Source organism: Nocardiopsis sp. MG754419 (genome assembly GCF_018207095.1).
GTDB lineage: Bacteria > Actinomycetota > Actinomycetes > Streptosporangiales > Streptosporangiaceae > Nocardiopsis.
The window spans coordinates 1-21,482 of record NZ_QOCZ01000098.1; the positions used below are offsets into that span (position 1 = coordinate 1).

The 21,482-nt window shown below is 71.5% G+C and carries 14 protein-coding genes; 8 read left to right on the forward strand and 6 right to left on the reverse strand.

Annotated elements, in window-relative coordinates; translation table 11 throughout:
• The 3 genes from DSY14_RS18265 to DSY14_RS18275 form a co-directional block, all read left to right on the forward strand.
• A partial coding sequence (locus DSY14_RS18265) for a LuxR C-terminal-related transcriptional regulator (protein ID WP_211717800.1) occupies positions 1-1,956 on the forward strand: 1,956 nt, incomplete at its 5' end.
• Positions 1,957-2,123: 167 nt separating this feature from the next.
• A complete protein-coding gene (locus DSY14_RS18270; protein ID WP_211717812.1) occupies positions 2,124-4,700 on the forward strand; it encodes a LuxR C-terminal-related transcriptional regulator in 2,577 nt (858 codons plus the stop codon).
• A gap of 410 nt (positions 4,701-5,110) precedes the next feature.
• The gene (locus DSY14_RS18275; RefSeq protein WP_211717801.1) at positions 5,111-5,953 is read left to right on the forward strand and encodes an AMP-binding protein; all 843 of its coding nucleotides are present in this window, start codon (positions 5,111-5,113) and stop codon (positions 5,951-5,953) included.
• A gap of 88 nt (positions 5,954-6,041) precedes the next feature.
• On the opposite strand, the gene DSY14_RS18280 is transcribed toward DSY14_RS18275, so the two are convergent.
• On the reverse strand, positions 6,042-6,575 hold the full coding sequence (locus tag DSY14_RS18280) for an ATP-binding protein (protein WP_211717802.1): 534 nt from the start codon (positions 6,573-6,575) through the stop codon (positions 6,042-6,044).
• A 720-nt stretch (positions 6,576-7,295) separates the two neighbouring features.
• On the opposite strand from DSY14_RS18280, the gene DSY14_RS18285 reads away from it, so the two are divergent.
• From DSY14_RS18285 to DSY14_RS18300, 4 genes are all read left to right on the forward strand, one after another.
• Positions 7,296-8,903 (forward strand): ABC transporter substrate-binding protein, encoded by a 1,608-nt coding sequence (locus DSY14_RS18285; protein ID WP_211717803.1) that lies wholly within the window; start codon positions 7,296-7,298, stop codon positions 8,901-8,903.
• Positions 8,904-9,161: 258 nt separating this feature from the next.
• Positions 9,162-10,097, forward strand: coding sequence for an ABC transporter permease (locus tag DSY14_RS18290; protein ID WP_211717804.1), 936 nt, complete (start codon positions 9,162-9,164; stop codon positions 10,095-10,097).
• Positions 10,094-10,978 (forward strand): ABC transporter permease, encoded by an 885-nt coding sequence (locus tag DSY14_RS18295; RefSeq protein ID WP_211717805.1) that lies wholly within the window; start codon positions 10,094-10,096, stop codon positions 10,976-10,978. Before DSY14_RS18290 ends, DSY14_RS18295 begins: the two co-directional genes overlap by 4 nt.
• A 68-nt stretch (positions 10,979-11,046) precedes the next feature.
• On the forward strand, positions 11,047-12,672 hold the full coding sequence (locus tag DSY14_RS18300) for an ABC transporter ATP-binding protein (RefSeq protein WP_307851265.1): 1,626 nt from the start codon (positions 11,047-11,049) through the stop codon (positions 12,670-12,672).
• 310 nt (positions 12,673-12,982) lie between these two features.
• Here DSY14_RS18300 and DSY14_RS18305 read toward each other — a convergent pair whose 3' ends face one another.
• The 4 genes from DSY14_RS18305 to DSY14_RS18320 all read right to left on the reverse strand — a co-directional run bounded on the left by DSY14_RS18305 (position 12,983) and on the right by DSY14_RS18320 (position 19,010).
• Positions 12,983-14,209 (reverse strand): Bcr/CflA family efflux MFS transporter, encoded by a 1,227-nt coding sequence (locus tag DSY14_RS18305; protein ID WP_211717807.1) that lies wholly within the window; start codon positions 14,207-14,209, stop codon positions 12,983-12,985.
• Positions 14,210-14,324: 115 nt separating this feature from the next.
• A complete protein-coding gene (gene pta, locus DSY14_RS18310; protein WP_211717808.1) occupies positions 14,325-16,367 on the reverse strand; it encodes a phosphate acetyltransferase in 2,043 nt (680 codons plus the stop codon).
• Between the two features lie 46 nt (positions 16,368-16,413).
• Positions 16,414-17,253 (reverse strand): GNAT family N-acetyltransferase, encoded by an 840-nt coding sequence (locus DSY14_RS18315; protein ID WP_211717809.1) that lies wholly within the window; start codon positions 17,251-17,253, stop codon positions 16,414-16,416.
• 71 nt (positions 17,254-17,324) lie between these two features.
• A complete protein-coding gene (locus DSY14_RS18320; RefSeq protein ID WP_307851264.1) occupies positions 17,325-19,010 on the reverse strand; it encodes an alpha/beta hydrolase in 1,686 nt (561 codons plus the stop codon).
• Positions 19,011-19,154: 144 nt separating this feature from the next.
• Here DSY14_RS18320 and DSY14_RS18325 point away from each other — a divergent pair, with 144 nt between their 5' ends.
• The gene (locus tag DSY14_RS18325) at positions 19,155-19,619 is read left to right on the forward strand and encodes an Lrp/AsnC family transcriptional regulator (protein WP_211717811.1); all 465 of its coding nucleotides are present in this window, start codon (positions 19,155-19,157) and stop codon (positions 19,617-19,619) included.
• A gap of 149 nt (positions 19,620-19,768) precedes the next feature.
• On the opposite strand, the gene DSY14_RS18330 is transcribed toward DSY14_RS18325, so the two are convergent.
• Positions 19,769-21,475 carry an NAD(P)/FAD-dependent oxidoreductase gene (locus DSY14_RS18330; RefSeq protein WP_211717813.1) on the reverse strand — a complete coding sequence of 569 codons (1,707 nt, stop codon included), beginning with the start codon at positions 21,473-21,475 and terminating at the stop codon, positions 19,769-19,771.
• Positions 21,476-21,482: the final 7 nt, after the last annotated feature.

Here is a 21,482-nt window from a genome sequence, read left to right on the forward strand (position 1 = left end):
CGTCCCACCCCCACCGACCCCTACGCCGCCGTGCCGGTGCCCATCCCGCGGCGGGACGCCCAGCGCTACGAGTCGGTGCGCCTGTTCCTGACGCGCGCGCACGCGGCGCGGGCCGGTTTCGAGATGACCCGCGAGAACTCCGGCTACATCGCGGAGATCTGTCGGATGCTCGACGGCATGCCGCTCGCCATCGAACTGGCCGCCGCGCGGGTCCGGGTGTTGTCGGTCCAGCAGATCCTGCGCAGGTTGGACGATCGGTTCCAGTTGCTCACCAGTGACGGCATCGGGCATCTCCCGGCGCGGCAACGGACGCTGCGGGCCGTGCTGGAGTGGAGCCACGACATGCTCACCGACGCCGAGCGCGTGCTGCTGCACCGGTTGTCGGTGTTCTCCAGCTGGTACCTGGAGATGGCCGAGGAGGTCTGCTCCGGCGGGGCGGTGAAGCCCACCGACATCCTGCCCCTGCACTTCTCCCTGCTCGACAAGTCGTTGATCGTGATGGACGCCGAGATCGACGGCACCGCCCACTACCGGTTGACCGAGACCGTGCGGGCTTACGCCATCGAACGGCTGGCCGAGGACGGGGACGTCGACGAACGCTGGTCCCGCTACATCGGGTTCGCCGTGCAACGGCTGGAGGAGGCCGACGCCCGCGGTTCCGGCCCCGACGACTGGGCCGAGCGCGTGATCCGGCTGCGCAAGCACGACCACCACCAGGACAACCACACGCGTGCGGTCTCCTGGGCCCTGTCCAAGGGCCGGGTGGACGAGGCGCTGCGCGTGTGCCTGGCCCTACGCCGGTACTGGCTGATGCGGGACCTGAACGCCAAGGGCTGCCGGCTCCTGGAGCAGGCGCTGAACACCGCGCCCGACGTCCAGTCGCCGCCGTTGCGGGCCCGCGCCCTGGCGCTCCAGGCAGAGCTGCGCCTGGACACCGATCCGGCCACGAGGGTGTCCACCCTGGCGCTGTGCGCCCTGGAGTCGGCGCGGGCCTGCCGCACCTCCGACGCGGCCGCCTCGGCGCTGGCGACCATGGCCACGCTCTCCCTGCGCACCGGCGCCCTGGAGGAGGGCGAACGGCAGGCGAACAAGGCCCTCAAGTGGGCCTCGATCGCCGGCGATCCGGTCACCGAGGGCACCGCGCGCGGGGTTCTGGCCCGGTTGGCCCGGCGTCGGGGCCACCCGGAGGAGGCCGTCGCCCATCTGGAGGAGAGCCTGGCCGCCGCGCGCGACCTGGGTGACCGGTGGGCCGAGGCACGGTGTCTGCACGGGTTGGGGTCGATCGCCGCCGAGGACGGGGACCACGAACGCGCCGGTGCCATGCTCGCGGAGGCCCTGGAGGTCTTCGGTGAACTGCCCTCCGACCCGGCGGTGGCGCGCTGCGCCGCCGATCTGGGCCGGCTCCACCTGGCCCGGCGCGACCCCCTGTCCGCGCGCACCCCGTTGGCCCGCTGTCTCCAGGTGAGCTTCTCCTCCGGCCGCAAGCTGGCGGTGGCCCAGGCCCTGGAGGCGCTGGCCGAACTGGCCCTGGCCGAGGAGGAGGCCACCCGCGCCGCGGCGCTGGCGGGGGTCGCCGCCGACCTGCGCGCCTCCCTGGAACAACCGTCGGCCGAGACCGTCCGGCTGCGCTCCGCCGTGGAACGCCGTGTGGGATCGGGCCAGGCCACCACGGCGTGGAACGCCTGGCGGTCGCTGCCGCTGGAACAGGTGCGCGACCGCGCCCTGGCCTTCCCTCGACCGCAGGGCGCGCGGGCCGTGGGCCCGGACTCGCTCACTCCGCGTGAGCGTGAGATCGCCACACTGGCCGAGAAGGGACTGTCCAACCGCGAGATCGCCGAGGAGTTGACCATCAGCCAGGCCACCGCGGCACGGCATATCGCGAACATCTTCAGAAAACTCTCTATTTCATCCCGGACGCAGTTGACCGGCTGGACCTCCTCCCGAGACCCTGACTGAACGCCCCGCGTACGCGCACCGGCACTTGCACAGCGCGCGTGCACCCGCTAAACCAGAAAGCCCAAGCAGTACCGCCCATCCCGACGATGTCCTCCCCCTGTGACCCCTGCCTCCCCGGCGGTGAACACACCCCCGACCAGCCCCTACCTGTGAAGGCCATGGCACCTTTGACCGCGCCCGCGCGGCACAATCTCCCCCGGCCGGGCACCAGCTTCGTGGGCCGGGAGCCGGATCTGAGTGATCTGCTCCGCCTGCTCGGCTCCAGCCGGTCGGTCACCATCCGTGGCGCCGATGGGATCGGTAAGACGCGCCTCGCCCTGCGGGTGGCCGAACAGTCCACCGTGTCCTTTCCGGACGGGGTGTGGTTCGCCGATCTCACGGACGTGCGCACCCGACTGGAGGTGTACGCCCGCGTCGCCGAGGCGGTGGGTGTGGTCGAGGAGGCCGGGCAGCCCCTGGCCACCACCGTGACCGAGGCCCTGCGCGACCGTCGGCTGTTGCTGCTCCTGGACTCGTGCGAGCACGTGGCCGAGGAGGTCACCGAGGTCGGCGACGCGTTGCTGGCGGCCTGCCCCACGGTGTCGTTGCTGCTCACCAGCGAACAGGCGGTCCGGCTGTCCGGTGGAACGGTGTGGATGGTCCCGCCGATGTCCCAGCCGGTGGTGGCGCGCAACGCCCCGCCGCCCGACCCCGCCACCACCGAACCGGTGCGGCTGTTCCTGGACCGCGCGCGGGCGCGCGACCCCCGCTTCGACGCCTCCCCCGAGGAGCTGGAGGCGGTGTCGTCCCTGTGCGACCTGGCCGGCGGCATGCCGCTCGGTATCGAGATGCTGGGCGCGGAGGCGCCCGAGAGCGGCGTGGAGACCCTGCTCCAGGGGTTGCGCACGTACCTGTCCTCCCCTGAGCTGCGGCCCGGTCCCGGACAGGCGGTCTCGCGCAGCCAGGTGCTGCCGCTGGTGCTCGACTACGTCTACCGGAACCTGCCCGAGGCGGAGCGGGTCCTGCTGCGGCGCCTGTCGGTGTTCCGCGGCTGGGACCTGGAGCTCGCCGAGCAGGTGTGCGCGGACGAGGGACTGCCCGAGTCCACCATCCTGGACCTGATCACCTCGCTGCTGAACCGTTCCCTGGCCACCGTCACCGGCGAGTTCGAGGGGCGGGTGCGGTACCGGCTGCCCGAGGCCGTGCGCCGGTTCGCCGAGGAGCGTCTGGCCGAGGCGGGCGAGTCCGAGCTCTTCCAGGACCGACTCCTGGAGCGGATGCTGGCACTGGTGGAGGACCTGGGTCAGAAGCTGGAGTCGAGTCGCTCGATGCCCTGGTCCGAACGGGACTCCGGGCGGCGACGCGTGATCGCGGAGTACGACACGCTCCGCTCCCTGCTGCGCTGGTCGCACCTGCGCGGGGCGGCCGAGCCGGGGCTGCGGCTGTGCGTGAGCCTGTCCGCCCACTGGGTGAGCCATCACAACCACTCCGAGGGCGCCCACTGGATGGACCGCCTGCTCGCGTTGGAGGAGACCGCCAAGGCGCCCTCGCGGGCCCGCGCGTTGGTCGGTCGCGCCCAGTTGGCACGTGTCCGGCGCGACCACGAGCTGGCCCGCTCTCTGGGCGAGGAGGGCCTGCGTCTGTGCCGCGAGACCGGTGACGACGCGTTCGTGCGCACCGCGCTCAACCTGTTGGCGCTGGTCGAGGTGCGCGAGCGCAACGCCGAGGAGGCCTCGGTCCTGGTGGAGGAGGCACTGCGCCTGTGCCGGGAGTCCGGGGACCTGTGGGGTGAGGCGATCGCCCTGGGCACCCGGGCGGCGCTGGTGGCCCACCAGGGCGACTACCCCACCTCCGACCACCACTACAACGCGGCGTTGACGCTGTTGCGCGGGATCGACCATCGCTGGGGCGTGGGGGTGATCCTCATCGGGCAGGCCCGTGCCGCCGAGGGCGGCGGGGACCTGATGACCGCCGACCGGTGTTATCGGGAGGCCCTGGACACCCAGCGGATGATCGGCGCGACCGCGGAGGAGGCCCGCTGCCTGGCCGGTATCGGACGGGTGGCGCACGCGCAGGGCTCACCGAGTCAGGCCTACGACTACCTCAGCGAGGGGCTGCTGCTCAGCCACCAGAGCGGTCAGCGCGCGGAGGCGGCCCGCATCCTGGCGGCGATCGCCCGGGCCGCGTTCGAGGACGACCTGCGCGAACCCGCCTGCCGGTTGGCCGGGGCGGCCGTCGCGCTGCGGGAACGCATGGGGCTGCCCACCCAGGGCGCCCCCTGGCCGTTCCTGGACATGGAGCCGGTGCGGCGACGCCGCCGTCACCTGGTGGCCTGGTGGGAGCAGGGCTACCGCCTGGGGCAGGCCGAGGCGGTCGTGGAGGCCGAACAACTGGTCGCCGAGGCGCGCCGTCCTCCGGAGCGACGGCGACGCGACGCCGCGCGCGCGAGCACGGTCACGGCACCGCCCGCGAACGCGGAGACCGGGAAGCGGTCCCGGTCGGGCGGTCGCAACGGGAGCGGACGCCGCCGCGCGCCCGCCGCCTCCTTCTCCCCCGAGGTCACGAGTCCGCAGGAGAGTCTGACCAAGCGGGAGTTGGAGATCGCCCGGCTGGTCAGCACCGGCAAGAGCAACCCCGAGATCGCGCGGGACCTGTTCATCACCCCCTCGACGGCCGCACGCCACGTCGCCAACATCAATCGCAAGATGGGCTTCCACTCGCGCACGCAGATCACCGCGTGGGTGGAACGACACAGGACCGGTTGAGCCCTGATGGGGCTCTCTCACGGGTACCCCACAGCCCCGCCACCGGGGTTGTGTAGAGCTCCACGCACTGAATCTACATATGCACATGCATGGCAAGATGCATGTGCATTTGGCTGTGAACGCGCTAGGCTTCGAGCCATGGGACATCAGGCTCGCGGCTCCACGAACGCGGGTCCGAACACGTCCCGAGAACGGCCGTCGGGGACCGGGCGGAACACCGACCACCCCGCGCGCCGTCGGTCCCGAGGTGGCCCTCGGGATCGGTGGGCACCCGTGCCGGCGCGAGGAAGTACCTGGGGAGGGTCCTCGCGACGAGTCACCGGCATGGCGCCTCCGGGCTCGTCACGTGGAGGGGGCGTGACGAGCCCGGTCGGCGAACCCACGAGAACCACGGCCGACTGGGGGAGCGTATGGGGGTAGGGCTGTCTTCTGGAACCGGACGACCGGGTAGGCATCTGCCGCGTCGGGACGACCCGATCGGCTCACTCACCGGTGGCCTGTGCGAGCGGCTACGGCTGCGTCCCGGCCGCGGTGGGACGATCCGCGGCAGATCCGGACGCACCGACGGGCTCACCTTCGCGGCCACGGTCGAGCAGGCGGCCGCCGGGCTGAGCCGACGCGGTCTGTGTCTGGGCGACGTGGTGGGCGTCCTCGCCCCGGTCTCCCCGGACCGTTTCCTGGCCTCCTACACGGTGATGGCGGTCGGCGGCCGGGCCCTGACCGTCATGCCCGAGTCCGACCCCGACACCCAGTGCGCGGCGCTCACCGAGACCGACGCCCGTCTGCTGTTGGTGAGCGAGGACCTCGCCGCACGCGGACTCGAACTGGCCGAGCGCTCACGGGTCCGACAGATCATCACCTTCGGCTCGGCCCTCGGCACCACGCAGTTCGCCGAACTGCTCCTGCCCAGTCCCGACGGCAACGGGTACAGCCCGTCTCGCGGGCTCTTCGACAACGGGCTGCTGGAGTACGAGAACACCCGGGCCGGCATCCTCACCACCCTGCACACCCACCACGACCTGCTGGCCAGGTTCGCGGAGCTGCGTCACGCCCTCGACCTGACGGCGGACGACGTCGTGGCCGTGGACCGTCGTGGCGACGAGGCCACCCGGCTCGCGTTGGTCGCGCTCGCGCTGTGGACGGGCGCGTGCGTGGTCGCCGGAGACGACTGCCCGCCGCCGGAGGGGCGCGGGGTGACGGTGGAGTGCGCTCCGGACCCGATACGGGTCGCCGACCCCCACAGGGGCCGCTAGGAAGCGGAGGAAGGACCGACGGGCGGCGCGGAGGCCGCCGCCTGCGGTACGGACCCGGACCCGCGGGGAAAGGCCGGGAGCGTCGATCTCAGGAGGGTCGGGTCTCGGCCGAGGCGGCCTCGTCGTCGATCTCGAACCAGGCGACGTGCGTGGCGTCGGTCCAATAGTCGCCGCTGCGCGTCGCACAGCTCTCGACGATGAACTTGCCGCGACCGAAGTCGTCCCCGTCCTCGCGGGTGTGCCCGTCCGCGGTCTCCTCCGGGGCCCGTTCGCCCTGGTCGGCGACGGCCACACGCAGCCGACCCTCGTCGGAGCGGATGAACAGGGTCATCACGCCGCCGCTCTGGCCGGAACGCGAGTGCAGCAGGGCGTTGGTGGCCAGCTCGCTGACGGACAGTTCGGCGTCGTCCAGAGCGCCCTCGGAGTGCCCCGTGCGGGACAGGAACTCGCGCACACGGGCACGGATCGACCGCACCGCGGTCAGGTTGCCCGCGCAGCTCCACACGGTGTGGTCGGTGACCCCACCGGTCAGGTCGGCCACGTCGATCGCCGGCACGGCCGACGTCGTGGCGTCCGGGGCCTGCACGGGCACGTAGTCCCGGAGTTGCCTCGCCTCAGCCATCCGGTCACTCCAATCACCCGCGTCGGGCGCGCGGGTCGCGCCGCCTGCACTCACCTTAGACAAGGGTGTGCCGCGTCCAGAACAACACACCCGCGTTCGTGGCGCTGGGGATCGGCCACAAAACCTCCTCCTGTGTCCTCCCCGATGTGAACCAAGGAAACAGCCCGGAGCCCAGCGACATTCATGTGAGGTGTAACACGTTGGCAATACCCTGCCGAAACCGATCTCCGCGGCGATTCCCTCACGCTCGGGAGACCTCGGGCGCGACCTCCGCACGCGGATCCTCGCCCGGCACCCCACCACGGTAGCGGTGACCCTGGGTCACCGTGTCCCTGGCAAAGCGAGATAAGTCTCGGCTAAACACCACGGTTTCGCCTCCCGGTGACAACGATGAGGACACAACCCCGAGCCCCGGAACGCCGCCCGGGCCCACTATCACGGCTCGTGGGGGACATGCACTCACCGGCGCGCCACGACCCCGAAATCGTGCGGAACAGCCCGGCCCACATGGGCTTTCCTCCACACCGGGAGCGGCGCTCCCCACCGACCGGCGGAAACACGGAGTTCACACAGGGTCCGCCCCCAGCGGCGTTTGACGCCCCATGTGGGGCCAACAAGGATCTTTGAGGCCGACATCATCGCATCGCCCGGGCACCCCCCACTCACCGAGTGTCATTGCCGTGTCGGCTGAACGTTGTCCCCATCCCACCGAGGTGTCACGTGCCGACCCTGCCCGAAGATTCCGTCCCCGTTATGAAGAACCTCACCAGCCGCCGCAGTCTCCTCAAGGCCTCCGCCGCCGGTGCCGCCGTCGCCCCCGTTCTCGCCGCGTGCGGCGGTGGTGACTCCGGCTCGGGCGGCGGCGGTGAAGGCGACCCCCAGCAGGGCGGGCGCCTGCGGGTGGGTGTGGCCGGCGGTGGCGCCAGCGACACCCTCGACGCGCACGACCCCACCGACAACGTGGACATCGCGCGCAACTTCGCCCTCTACGCGTCGCTCATGCGCTTCGCCAACGACGGCACCATCGAGCCGTACCTGGCCGAGTCGCTTGAGTCCAACGACGACGGCTCCGAGTGGACCCTGATCCTGCGGGAGGGGCTCACCTTCCACGACGACTCCCCCGTCACCTCCGACGCGGTCGTCCACTCGCTGGAGCGCATCCTCGACACCGACAACCCCATGCGCGGCGCCGGCGACATGCCCGGTGTGGACCCCGAGAAGCTGGAGGTCGTCGACGAGCGGACCGTCATCATCCACGTCGACGAGCCGCTGGTCACCCTTCCCGAGGCCCTCGCCGAGTACTACAACTGCATCGTCCCGGTCGACTACGACCCGGACTCCCCCATCGGCGCCGGCCCCTTCAAGTACGCCGAGTTCGTCGTGGGCGAGTACAGCCTCTTCGAGCGCCACGAGGGCTTCCACATCGAGGGGCAGCCGTACGTCGACGAGTTGGAGATCGTCAACTTCCCCGACGACGACGCCCGGGTCAACGCGCTCAACAGCGGCAGTGTCGACGTCATCAGCCAGGTCCCGCACACCCAGGTCGCCATCATCGAGGGCGACCCGAACCTGGCGGTCATGGAGTCCGAGACCGGCATGTGGCTGCCGTTCACGATGAACATCGAGGAGGAGCCCTTCGACGACGTGCGCGTCCGTCAGGCCTTCCGACTCATCGTGGACCGTCAGCAGATGGTCGACCAGGCGCTGGCCGGCTACGGCCAGCTCGGCAACGACATGTACGCGCGGATGGACCCCTCCTACCCGGAGGACGTCCCACAGCGGGACCAGGACATCGAGGAGGCCAAGCGGCTGCTGGCCGAGGCCGGATACGAGGACGGCCTCGACGTCGAGCTGGTCACCTCCGACATCAGTGCCGGTGTGGTGGCCTCCGCCGAGGTCTTCCAGGAGCAGGCCCGTGAGGCCGGTGTGAACGTGAGCCTGCGGCGGGTCAACCCGAGCGACTACTGGAACCCGGAGGAGGGCTTCCCCTACCCCTTCGGCCAGGACTTCTGGAGCGCGCGGAACTACATCACGCAGACCGCGCAGGGTTCGGTCGTGGGCGCCCCCTACAACGAGACCATGTGGGGCGAGCACGAGGAGTGGCTCGAGTACCTGACCGAGGCGCGTCAGACCCCCGACGATGACGAGCGCAACGCCCTCATCCGTCAGGCCCAGGAGATCGAGTTCGAGGAGGGCGGCTACATCGTCTGGGGCTTCGTGAACCTCCTCGACGCCCACTCGACCCGTGCGCACGGCCTGGAGCCGGCCGTCTCCGGACACCCGCTCGGCTCCTACGCCTTCCACACCATGTGGCTGGACCAGGAGTAGCCGGCGCCCGTTCGGGCCCGCGCCGCGTCGCTCCCCACGAGCGCTCCTCTCCCACCCCCGCCCCTCGACGGCCCCACGACCGGGGCCGCCCGGTCACCCGGGCCCCGAGGGGCGCGGCGGGACGGGTCGCAGCGCACAGCGTGGGGACCCGGTGTCGCCGTCGAGGAGGACGGCGACACCCGCACCCCTTCCGGCCGCCGGCCGGTGCCCGAACCACGGACGCGTCCGTTCTTCCCGGCCAGCTATCGAAAGCACACCATGACTCGACTCATCGCCGTTCGCCTGTTCTTCGGCGCACTGACGCTCTGGGCGGTGTCCCTCGTGGTCTTCGCGGCCACGCAGGCACTGCCGGGCGACGCGGCCCAACTCATCCTGGGCCGCGACGCCACCCCGGAACGGTTGGAGGCACTGCGCGACCAGCTCAACCTGCACGAGCCCGTGGCCGTGCAGTACATGCAGTGGCTCCAGGGGGTCGTCCAGGGCGACCTGGGCACGTCCTTCTCCAACCGGCGCCCGGTCGCCGAGTTCCTGGCCTCCCCCGTCCAGAGCTCGTTGACCCTGATGGGGCTGTCCGCGCTGGTCGCGACGCCGATCGCACTGTTCGTCGGTGCGTTCAGCGCGCTGCGCCGGGACCGCGGTTTCGACCACAGCGCCTCCATGGGCACGCTGGTCGTGGCCTCCATCCCCGAGTTCGTGGTCGGCATCCTGCTGATCCTGCTTCTGGGCCCGGGCGGACTCGACCTGTTCCCGTCCGTGTACGCACGTGAGGGCGGCCCGGAGCAGTGGGTGCTGCCGGTCCTGACCCTCGCGCTCGCCGTCGCGCCTCCGATCGTCCGCATGATGCGGGCGACGATGATCGAGGTGTTGGAGAGCGAGTTCGTCCAGCAGGCACGGCTCAAGGGACTGGCCGAACGCAGGGTCCTGTGGCGGCACGCCGCACCCAACGCGATCGGCCCGGTGGCCCAGGTCGTCGCCCTCCAGCTGGCCTGGTTGGCCGGCGGCGTGGTCGCCATCGAGTTCCTGTTCAACTTCCCCGGCGTCGGCAAGGTCCTCATGGACGCCATCGAGAACCGTGACGTGCCTCTGGTCCAGGCCGTGGTTCTGCTCATCGCGGGGATCTACATCCTGGTCAACCTGGTCGCCGACGTGATCGGGCTGGCGGCCAACCCGAAGGTGAGGGTCGCGAACCGATGAGTGGACCTTCGACGAGCACCACCCCCACGGCGCCGGTCCGGCGCCGCACGGGGCTGTTCCGGACCGCGTGGCGGTTCGGCCGTACCAAGGTCGGCGTGGCCCTGGCCGGCCTCATCGTCCTGATCGCCGTGGTGGGTCCGTTCGTGGCCCCCTACACGCCCACCGAGTTCGTGGCCCGCCCGTTCGAGTCGGGCGCCGACGGCACCCTGTTCGGCGGCGACAACCGCGGACGCGACGTGCTCACCCGGTTCCTGTGGGGCGGCTGGACGCTGTTGCTGTTGGCCGGCGCGTCGGCCGGTCTCGGCGTCGCCGCCGGCACGGTGATCGGCATCATCGCCGGTTACCGCCGCGGCTGGGTGGACGACGTCCTCATGCGCACCAACGACGTGCTGCTGGCCTTCCCCCAGCTCATCGCCGCGCTGCTGGTGATGTCGATCATCGGCCCGAAGGTGTGGCTGATCGTCGCGGTGATCGCGGTGTCGCACATGCCGCGTGTGGCGCGGGTGATCCGTGAGGCGACGCGCAAGGTGATCGAGCAGGACTACGTGAAGGCCGCCGAGGCGATCGGTCTGCCACGCGGGCGGATCATGGCGGTGGAGATCCTGCCGAACGTGACCAGCCCGCTCCTGGTGGAGCTGGGCCTGCGCTTGACCTACTCGATCGGTGTGGTGGCCGTGCTGGGCTTCCTCGGCATGGGGCTGCAGCCGCCCACCGCCGACTGGGGCCTGATGATCAACGAGAACCGGCAGGCGATGGCCGTCCAGCCGTGGGCGGTGGCCCTGCCCGTGACGGCGATCGCGATCCTGACCGTGGGCGCCAACCTCATCACCGACGGGCTGTCCCGCGCGGCGATCGGCATCGACCGGGGGGTCGAGAAGTGACTGAACAACCGGAGAACACACGGGCCGAAGGGTCCACCGCCGACTCCCGACCCTCGACCGAGGGCACCGTGCTGTCGGTCGACGGGCTCACCGTGATCGGGCGTCCCTCGGACGTCGAGATCATCAGCGACGTGTCGGTGTCCGTCAACCGGGGGGAGATCCTCGGATTGGTGGGCGAGTCCGGTTCGGGCAAGACCACCCTGGGGCTGACGCTGTTGCGCCACCTCAAGCGGGCCACCGAGATCGTCGGGGGCCGTGTGTGGGTCGGCCGGCAGGACCTGGCGTCGCTGAGCGAACGGCAGGTCCGGGAACTGCGGGGCCGTGCCGTGGCCTACATCCCCCAGTCGCCCGCCTCGGCGCTCAACCCGGCGCTGCGGCTGGGCGACCAGTTGTCCGAGGCCCTGCACGATCCCACGTTGACCCGGTCGGAGATCGCCGATCGGGTGCGCGAGGTCCTGCGCGAGGTGGCGCTGCCCGACGACCACGCGTTCCTGCGCCGCTACCCGCACCAGCTGTCCGGTGGACAGCAGCAGCGGGTGGCCATCGCGATGGCGTTCGTGGGTCGTCCCGACCTGATCGTGCTGGACGAGCCGACCACCGGCCTGGACGTGACCACCCAGGCGCACGTGTTGGAGACCATCCGGTCCATGACGCGGGAGTACGGGACCGCGGGCGTGTACATCAGCCACGACATGGCGGTCGTGGCCGACCTGGCCGACGACATCGCGGTCATGTACCGAGGTGAGCTGGTCGAGCACGGACGCGCCGACGCGGTGCTGTCGGACCCGCAGCACGAGTACACGCGACGGCTGCTCATGGCGGTGCCGTTGCTGCGTACCTCCGGGCACGAGGAGCCGCCGGCCCGGGACGGGGAACCGCTGCTGCGGATCTCCGGACTGTCCGCCGGATACGGGCGCACGCAGGTGCTGGAGGGGATCGACCTCTCGGTCTCCCCCGGAGAGTGCGTGGCCCTGCTGGGCGAGTCGGGGTCGGGCAAGACGACCCTGTCGCGTTCGGTGGCGGGTCTGCACCACCAGTTCGCCGGCGGGCTGGTCTTCGACGGCCAGGCGTTGGCCACGAGCAGCTACCGGCGCACCGCCGAGCAGCGCCGCCGCATCCAGTACGTGTTCCAGAACCCGTACGAGGCGCTGAACCCGCGCAAGCGCGTGCGCGACCAGATCCTGGGCCCCTACCGCCATCTGGTGGGCCGCCCGGACCACCCGGACCTGGTGGTGGCCCAGGCCCTGGAGCGGGCGACACTGCCCGCCTCCTACGGGGAACGCTTCCCCGAACAGCTCAGCGGTGGTGAGCGTCAGCGGGTGTGCATCGCGCGTGCGGTGGCGACCCGGCCGGACCTGCTGGTGTGCGACGAGATCACCTCGGCCCTGGACGTGTCGGTGCAGGCGGAGATCGTCAAGCTCCTGCGGTCGCTCCAGGACGACGGCATGGCGCTGTTGTTCGTCACGCACAACATCGCCCTGGTGTCCAACATCGCCGACCGCGTCGCGATCCTCAACCAGGGCGAGATCGTGGAGTACGGGACGGTCGGGCAGGTGATGTCGGCGCCCGAGCACGAGTACACGCGGGCGTTGATCGCCGACACACCCGACTTCGAGCTGTCGTTCCCGGGTGCCCCCGAGCGTCTGGGCCTGGGCCTGGAACAGGAGGGGCGGGGCGTGGACTCCGGCGCCTAGAACACCTTCGCCCGGGGCCTGCGCCGCACCGCGGCCCGTGGCGCCCCGCGGCGGGACGAGAACCCTCGATGCGCGAAGCGAGGATGGCCCCGTGGCCCACCGAACAGCACACCTGGACGGATGGTCCTCGGGGCCTTCGCCTGTGCCCCGCACCGGGTGACGGGGCCGCCCACCCCCGCCCCTTGCCACCGGATTCCGGGACACCGGGCGTCGACGCTCCCTCACGGTCCCGCCGGGGCAGGCGCCGCGGACGCCGGGGTCGGGCGCGCACGGTGCGCGTCCGACCCATAGGGGCCCGGCCGGACCGCGCTCAGCCTCGGGGGGCGTGGCGGTCGGTGGGGGCCGCCACGGCGCGGGGCGTGGCGATCATGACCACCAGGCCCAGGGCGGAACTGCCGAACAGCAACGCGCCCATCGGCACGGCGGTGGTCTCGTCCAGGCCCACCAGCGGCGCCACCAAGGCGCCGATGAACATCGGCAGCGCGCCCAGCAGTGAGCCGGCGCTGCCCGCCCGGTTCTCCTGGCCCTCCATCGCCAACGCGAAGGACCCGGTGAGCACCATGCCCATGCAGGTCATGTAGACGAAGATCGGCACCACGAGCAGCGACAGCGGGCCCTGGAGGAGCGCGGTGGCGAGCACCACCGCGGTGGCCACGGCGGCGGTCGTGACGGCGACGAACAACAGGGCGCGTTCACCGAAGCGTTCACCGAGTCGGCCGACGGCGGCGCTGCCCAGGATGAGCGCGATGCCGTTGATCCCGAAGAGCAGGCCGAACGCCTGCGGCGACACCCCGTACAGGTCCTGGTAGACGAACGGGGTCCCGGCAACGTACGCGAAGCTGCCCCCGTGCAGCAGGCCGACGACGAGCGTGTACCCCAGATAGCGGCGGTCCCGCAGCAGCGCCCCCATCGTGCGCAGGCTCCCGGCGAGCGTGCCGGGGATGCGCCGTTCGGTCGGCAGCGTCTCCGGCAGCCGCGCCGCGGCCACCATGACGATCACCGCTCCGAGCAGGGCGAGCGTCCAGAAGATGGACCGCCAGTCGGTGAACGGCAGCCACAGCACGGCACCGCCGAGGATCGGCGCGGCCATCGGCGCCACCGCCACGACCACCATGATGAGCGCGAAGAACCGGGTGACCGCCGGCCCGTCGAAGACGTCGCGCACCACCGCCCGGGACAGCACCACACCGGCGCTCGCCGTGAAGCCCTGAAGGAACCGGCCGACCACCAGCACCGCCGTGTTCGGCGCGACCGCGCACAGGGCCGAGGACAGCACGAACAGGACGATGCACACCAGCAACGGGCCCCGGCGCCCCCGTGCGTCGCTGATCGGACCGATCACCATCTGACCGACGGCGAGGCCGACCAGGCAGGTGGTGAGGCTCAACTGGACCTGGGAGGCGGTGGCGCCCAGGTCCCCCGAGATCTCGGGGAACGCCGGAAGGTACATGTCGATGTTGAGCGGACCCAACACCGTGAGCAGGGCGAGCAGCAGGGCCAGCCCCAGGCGGGCGCGTCCGGTGGGGTTGCGGAGCATCGAGCCTCTTCCGGGCAGCGGGGGACACGGGGTCGGAGGGTGGGGCGGTGCGTCCACCGTAGCGGGGCCGGCCCGGTCGCGTCCCGGGGCGGCCCCGCGTTCTGACACCGATCCGTCAGGTACGGGGTTCCTGAGCCTGGACGGCGGTGATGGCGACGGTGTTGACGATGTCCCGCACGGTGGCCCCGCGGGACAGGTCGTTCACGGGCTTGCGCAGTCCCTGCAGAACCGGCCCGACGGCGACCGCCCCCGCGCTGCGCTGCACCCCCTTGTAGAGGGTGTTGCCGGTGTTGAGGTCGGGCACGACGAACACGGTCGCCCGACCGGCGACCCGGCTGTCGGGAAGCTTGGCGTGCGCCACGGCGGGGTCGATCGCCGCGTCGTACTGGATGGGCCCTTCGAGTTCCAGGTCGGGCCGGGCCGCACGGAGCAGGTCGGTGGCCTCCCGGACCTTGTCCACCCCGGCCCCACTGCCGGAGGCGCCCGTGGAGTAGGACAGCAGCGCCACGCGCGGGTCCACCCCGAAGCGGGCGGCGGTGTCGGCCGATCCCGCCGCGATCTCGGCCAACTGTGCGGCGGTGGGGTCGGGCACCACGGCGCAGTCGCCGTAGACCAGCACCCGGTCGGCCAGGCACATGAAGAACACGCTGGAGACCAGGCCGGACCGGAGGATCTCGAAGGAGGGCCGGATGGTCTGCGCGGTGGTGTGCCGCGCCCCGGAGACCATCCCGTCGGCCAGGCCGCAGTGCACCATCAGGGTGCCGAAGTAGGAGACCTCCGCGACGGTGTCCCGTGCCAGGTCGACGGTGGCGCCCTTGTGCGCGCGCAGGGCCGCGTACTCCTCGGCGAAACGTTCCCGCAGCTCGGAGTGGTCGGGGTCGATGAGGTCGACCCCGGACAGGTCCACGCCCAGATCGTCGGCGCGCGCCTTGATCTTGCGCGTGGGCCCCAGGAGCGTGAGGTCGGCGACGTCGCGGCGCCTCAGGAGGTCGGCGGCGCGCAACACCCGTTCGTCCGTGCCCTCGGGCAGGACGACGCGGCGCCGGTCGGCGCGGGCCCGCTCCAGGAGCGTGTGCTCGAACATGACCGGGGTGACGGCGGCACTGCGCGTGACCCGGAGCCGGGCGAGGAGTTCGGGGCCGTCCAGGGCGGAGTCGAAGACCGCCACCGCCGACTCGATCTTCTTGTCCGGCAGGGGTGCGCGCCCGCCCCGGACGGCGAACAGGCGGGTGGCGGCGGTGTAGGTGTCCAGCGGGGTGGACAGGACGGGCAGGCGCACGTTCATCCCCGTGAGCAGTCGCCAGACGGGCTCGGGCATCTCGGTGTCGCCGGTGAGCAGGACGCCGGCCAGGGCAGGGAAGTCCGGTGAGGAATGCGCGGCCAGCAGGGCCGGCAGAAGGGACCCGGCGCGGTCGGCGGAGAGCAGGACGAGCCGGTCCGGGGCCAGTCGGTCCAGCAGTCCGGGCAGCGACATCGACGCGATCTCCAGGCCGGAGGTCTCGCGGGACAGACGGCCGGACTCACCGAAGAGCAGCCGCCCCTCGCAGGCGTCCTGGAGGTCGCGGACCGTCGGAGCGCTGAGTCCGGGCACGTCGGGCAGGACGTAGGCGATCCGGTCCAGTCGGTCGCGCAGTTCCTGCGCGCGTTGCGGATCGACCCCGTCGACGACGGTGGTGAGCCGGGTCGCGTGTTCACGGGCGAGTTCGGCGTGCACCACGGCGATCTCGCTGCGCACTCCGTAGGTGTCCCGCCGTGTCCCGGAGACCACCAGCATCACGGGGATGCCCAGGTTGGCGGCGACCCGGGCGTTGAAGGCGAACTCGGTGGGCGTGCCGACGTCGGTGTAGTCGGTGCCGACCACCACGACGCCGCTGCGGCGGGCGGAGAGGGCGACGTAGGAGGCGACGATCTGCGCCATCGCCTCCTCGGGGTCGGAGTGCACCCTCCGGTAGGTGACCCCCACGCAGTCCTCGTAGGGATCGACGATCCCGTAGCGCCGACGCAGGGTCTCCACCAGCGGATCGCGCCCGTTCTCGGCGACGATGGGGCGGAAGACACCGACCGTGTCGACCGTTCCGGCGAGCAGTTCGGCCATGCCGAGCGCGACGGTCCTCTTGTCGCTCCCGGCGTCGCTGGAGGCGACATAGACCCCGGTCATCGCAACCCCCGTCCGTGTGGGGTCGAAGGACGCCGGCGAGGGCGTGTCAGAAGAGCACGGACATGACCTCGCCGACCTGACGGAAACCGACCCGACGGTAGGTGGCGCGGGCCGGCGTGTTGAAGTCGTTGACGTACAGGGTCACGCGGGGCGCGATCTCGGCGAGGGCGTACTCGACCACGGCGGCCATGCCGGCCGCGGAGTGCCCCCGACCGCGCAGGTCCGGGTGGACCCACACCCCCTGTACCTGACAGGCGTGCCGGGTGACGGCTCCGATCTCGGCCTTGAACACCACACGACCGTCCTCGATGCGGGCGAAGGCCCGTCCCGTGCGGACGAGCTCCTCGACCCGGGCCCGGTAGAGCGCCCCTCCGTCACCGGAGTCCGGTGGGACGCCGACCTCGTCGGTGAACATGGCCACGCAGGCCGGCACCAGGGTGCCGAGTTCGTCGAGGCGCACGCGGCGCACCAACGGATCGGCCCGAACCTCCGGTGGGCCGTCGATCTGCAGGACGGGTTGGCTGGCGCGGATCGTGCGCGCGGGCCCCCAGGAGGGCGTGACCTGCTGCCAGAAGTCGTTGACCGCGTCCACCGGACCGACGATCGAGGAGCAGCGCCGGCCGCGCCAGCGGGCGTGGTCGGCGAAGCTGCGGATGGCGGCGGGACCGGCGTTGACCGGGACGAGGTTGGCACCCGAATAGCACAGGGCGGTGAGCCTGCCCCGGTCGACGTGTCCCCAGACCTCGGCCCCGCCTCCGCCGGAGATACCGGTGGCCATCAGGCGTGAGGACACGAAGACGTTACCGACGGGGTCGGTGTCCAGGAGCGTTCGGACGGCCTCCCGGTCGCGTTCGCCCAGAATCCGAACCGGCGAGGTCCGCAGCATCGCATCTCCCCCATCTCCCCGACGACCGGAATCGGCCCTCGGGCCCAAGACGAATTCGCGCCGTTTCCAGCCTATTCGACGGCGGCTTCGCTCTCACCCGGGTACTCCAAACCGACCGGCCCCGCACGGTCCAGGAGCGTCCCGGGTGCGGTCTGCGCGGTACGCGGCTCGGGTTCGGGCCGGGCGTCACAGGACAGGTCGGGACCCTCGGCCCCGCGTGCGGGCAGGGTGCCCTCGAGGAGGTGGTCGACGACGACCTCGTCCACGCAGGTGTTACCGGTGAGGGAGACCCCGTGGGTGATGCCGCCGTCCTCGACCACCAGGGAGGCGCCCGGCAGGCGCTCCCGCAGGGAGTAGGCCCCCTCCACCGGGGTGGCTCCGTCGCCGGTGGCGTGGACGACGAGCACGTCGCCGTCGTAGGCGGGGTGTTCTCCGGGACCGTCACCGACCTGGAACCACGGAGCGGGCTCCCCGGCCCACGACGCGCACGGAGCGTTGTACCAAATGTTGTGCCAGCCCATGAAGGGCGCGTCCTCGTGCACCCGACGGGCGTCGGAGCTCCACTCCGCCCAGTCCTTCGGCCAGAGGGCGTCGGTGCACTGCACGGCGAGGTAGCCGCCGTACCCGGCGTCGCTCTCGGCGTCGTCACCGTAGGTCTCGTGCAGGGCCACCAGCGGCGCGGGGTCGCCGTCGCCGATCCGGGCGGCCAGGGCCGAGGCGACCGCCGGCCAGGTGCCGCCGCTGTAGGCGACGACGATGACGGCGCCCTCCAGTTCGGTGGGGCCGACCGTGTCCTCGGCGGGGTCGTCCCGCAATGCGGAGCGCAGCGTGTAGTAGGCCTCGGCCACCATGTCGCCGTCGGTGCCCAGCCCGTAGGTGTCGTCGTGGCGGGCGACCCAGTCGAAGAAGTTCCCGGCGGCGCGGTCCAGGGACCGGCTCTGCACCAGGTTGCTCTCGTACCAGGGGTTGGCCGGGTCGACGACGCTGTCGAGGACGAGGGCGCGGACGCTGTCGGGGTACAGCGCGCTGTAGACGGTGCCGAGGTAGCTGCCGTAGGAGTAGCCCAGGTAGTCGACCTGTTCGAGGTCGAGGGCGACCCGGATCGCGTCCATGTCGTGCGCGGTGTCCTCGGTGCGCATGTGGTCCAGCAGCGGACCGGTGTTCTCGGCGCAGGCGTCGGCGTAGGCCTCGGCGTCGCCCCGCAGCGCCTCCTCATCGTCGGCGTCGGCGGGGACGGTGTCCTTGCGGACCGGGTCGAAGAAGACGGGGTCACAGGTGACGGAGGGTGTGGAGGCGCCCATGCCGCGCGGGTCGAAGGAGACCACGTCGTAGACCTCGCGCAGCCCCTCCGGCATGCGCAGGTGGGTGTGGGAGGCCCATGGGCGGCCGGCGCTGCCGGGGCCTCCGGGGTTGACCAGCATGGTGTGCTCGGCGGTGCCGGTCGCGGGGACCCGGGAGAGGGCGATCCGCACGGTCTCGTCGAGGTCGCGGGTCTCGTAGGACCCGGCGCCGTGCACCATCGGGACGGTGACGGTGGCGCATTCGAGGTTCTCGTCTCGGACCGGGTCGAGGTCCTCACAGGGCTTCCAGTCCAGGGCCTTCTGGTCGACCCGGGTGGTCGGCGCGGCCGCCTCCGGCACCGTCGCGGGCTCGGGCACGGTGAGCGAGGCCTGGGCGGACGGCAGTGCCGCGAGGGAGACGAGGAGCGCTCCGCCGCCGCAGAGCGCGACCCATCGTGTTCCCGTACGTGCTCGCACCCGTCCACCCCTCGCACCCCGAACGATCTTCCTCTGCATTCTTACCGCTACCGAGCGTGACGGAGGGAAACGACACGGAACCCGCCCGAGCGCTCCGAAGGTAGGATGTGCCCTGGTCGGATCAGAGGGTGACAAAGGGGCAGAATGCGGCTTGATCGGGTCGATGAGCGGATCATCGCGATACTCGGCGCGGACGCACGGACGAGTTTCGCCGAGATCGGCGGTGCGGTCGGCCTCAGCCCCTCCGCGGTCAAGCGACGGGTGGACCGACTCGTCGAGTCCGGCGCGGTGCGCGGCTTCACCATCGTGGTCGAACCGCAGGCGATCGGATGGACCACCGAGGCCTTCATCGAACTCTACTGCCGTGCCCGCACCTCCCCCACCGAGATCCGCGAGGGCCTGGCCGCCTACGCCGAGATCACCTCGGCGTGCACCGTCACCGGCGAGGCCGACGCCATCGTGCAGGTGCGCGCGCGGGACACCCGGCACCTGGAGGAGGTCATCGAGCGCATCGGCGCCGAACCCTTCGTGGTCCGCACCAAGAGCACCCTGGTGCTCTCCCGCCTGGTCGAACAGCCCATCCTCGCCGGCACCGCCGACCTGGCCTGAGGGGCCGTCGACCTCACGGGCCCGGGGCCCGGGAACGATCCCGGTCGCCGGAACCCCTGGTCGCCACGGCCGAGGACCCGGACGCGGCCCCGGGCGACGCTCGTGGAGCGCTCCGCGACCGCGTCCGCGACCCGGCGAGGGCGTGCGGTTCAGTCCTCGGGGAGGGCGACCGGCGCGAGCTCCTCGAACCGGTCCCCGGGGCCCGGGTTGGCCGCGTCGGTGGCGCCCTCGAAGTGGTGCATCACGCCCCACACCGCGTTGAGGGCGGTCTGCACGGCTCCTTCGGCCCACCCGGCGGTCCAGGAGACGTCGTCCCCGGCCAGGAAGAGCCCACGGTGGCGCTCGGCCAGATCCTCCTGGTGGAAGTGCGTGAACAGACGCCGCTGGTACCGGTAGTGCCCGGGCAGGTTGGCCTTGAACGCGCCCATGAAGTAGGGCTCGTCCTCCCACGAGACGGTCACCGGGTCGCCGGTGATGTGCTTGCGAACGTCCACACCCGGATAGATCTTGCCGAGCGAGGCCAGCATGACCTCCAGGCGCTCGTTGGGCGACAGTGGCAGCCACTTCAGGGAGTCGTCGCACCACGTGTACGACAGGCAGATCGCCGCCGGCCCGTCCGGGTCCTCGCCCTCCAACAGGTAGGTGCCACGTGTCATGCGGTCGGTGAGCGTCATGCTCATGACGTCCCGACCGGTCACGGGGTCCCGGTCCCGCCAGAAGGCCCGGTCCACCGGCACGAAGAGCTTGGAGGACTCCATGTAGTGGGTGCGCTCGATCGCGGTCCAGTGATCGATGGGCAGCAGGTCGTCGTCGCAGTCGATCTGGGACAACATCATCCAGGACTGTGCGGTGAACACGGCCGCCGGATAGGTGCGGGTGGAACCCGAGGCGTCGGTGACGGTGACGTTGCCCGAGGGCCGGCCCCCGGCGGCGGTGCGGCGCAGCGCGGTGACCGCCGGGCGCGGCCCGTCACCGTGCAGGGACGCCAGCGAGGTGCCCTGGGCCCAGTGCACGAGCTTGTCCGGGGCGTCCTCCCACAGCCGCAGCGGCAGCCGGTCGACCCCGCCGACGATGCTGAGGTGGTCGTCGTCCGCGCCGGTGTAGGTCACCCGCAGGATCTCCAGGATGGAGTTGGGGAAGTCGGTGTCCCACCCTCCCGTGCCGAAGCCCACCTGCCCGAAGATCTCCCGCTTGCGGAAGGAGGAGAAGCCCGGGGACGCGCACAGGAACCCGTAGAAGGTCTGGTCGTCCAGCCCGGCCACCAGCCGGTTCCAGATCTCCTTCTGGGTGGCGACGTCGCGTTCGCGGATCGCCTTCTGCATGCGCGTGTGCTCGACGCTCTCCAGGGTCTCGCCCCAGGCGCGGGCGACCTCCCGGTACACCTCGGGAAGGTCGTCGAGACCGGTGGCGTAGTGGGACTCGCCCTTGAGGTCGACGACGGTGCTCGGTGTGGCCGCCGACAGCGGGTTCGGGAACGCCCTGGTGTCCAGACCCACCCGGTGCGCGTAGTGCCAGAAGGCCGTGGAGGACGGCGGGAAGCGCATCGCGCCCATCTCCGCGACGACGTCCTCGGGTGCGCCGGGCAGGCGTTCGGTGCGGAGTCGGCCGCCGATCCGGTCGGCCTCGTACACTACCGGCCGCAGACCCATCTTCATGAGTTCGTAGGCGGTGACGATCCCCGACAGGCCGCCGCCGATCACCGCGACCTCGGTGCCGTGGTGGCGGGCGGGCACCTGGCCCAGCCCGGCGGGGTGCGCCAGGTAGGTGTCGTAGGGGAACGGGAAGTCGGGACCGCACATGGTGAGGGATCCGCCCGGGTGGGCGGCTCCGGCGGCGGTGGGCACGGCGGACGTCATGAGGGTC

What these genes read in the sequence shown, in the direction of transcription:
- DSY14_RS18290 (WP_211717804.1), top strand. Translation starts at nt 9,162, where the DNA reads ATGACTCGACTCATCGCCGTTCGCCTGTTCTTCGGCGCACTGACGCTC.
- DSY14_RS18275 (WP_211717801.1), top strand. Translation starts at nt 5,111, where the DNA reads ATGGGGGTAGGGCTGTCTTCTGGAACCGGACGACCGGGTAGGCATCTG.
- DSY14_RS18280 (WP_211717802.1), bottom strand. Translation starts at nt 6,575, where the DNA reads ATGGCTGAGGCGAGGCAACTCCGGGACTACGTGCCCGTGCAGGCCCCG.
- DSY14_RS18295 (WP_211717805.1), top strand. Translation starts at nt 10,094, where the DNA reads ATGAGTGGACCTTCGACGAGCACCACCCCCACGGCGCCGGTCCGGCGC.
- DSY14_RS18330 (WP_211717813.1), bottom strand. Translation starts at nt 21,475, where the DNA reads ATGACGTCCGCCGTGCCCACCGCCGCCGGAGCCGCCCACCCGGGCGGA.
- DSY14_RS18305 (WP_211717807.1), bottom strand. Translation starts at nt 14,209, where the DNA reads ATGCTCCGCAACCCCACCGGACGCGCCCGCCTGGGGCTGGCCCTGCTG.
- DSY14_RS18325 (WP_211717811.1), top strand. Translation starts at nt 19,155, where the DNA reads ATGCGGCTTGATCGGGTCGATGAGCGGATCATCGCGATACTCGGCGCG.
- DSY14_RS18315 (WP_211717809.1), bottom strand. Translation starts at nt 17,253, where the DNA reads ATGCTGCGGACCTCGCCGGTTCGGATTCTGGGCGAACGCGACCGGGAG.
- pta (WP_211717808.1), bottom strand. Translation starts at nt 16,367, where the DNA reads ATGACCGGGGTCTATGTCGCCTCCAGCGACGCCGGGAGCGACAAGAGG.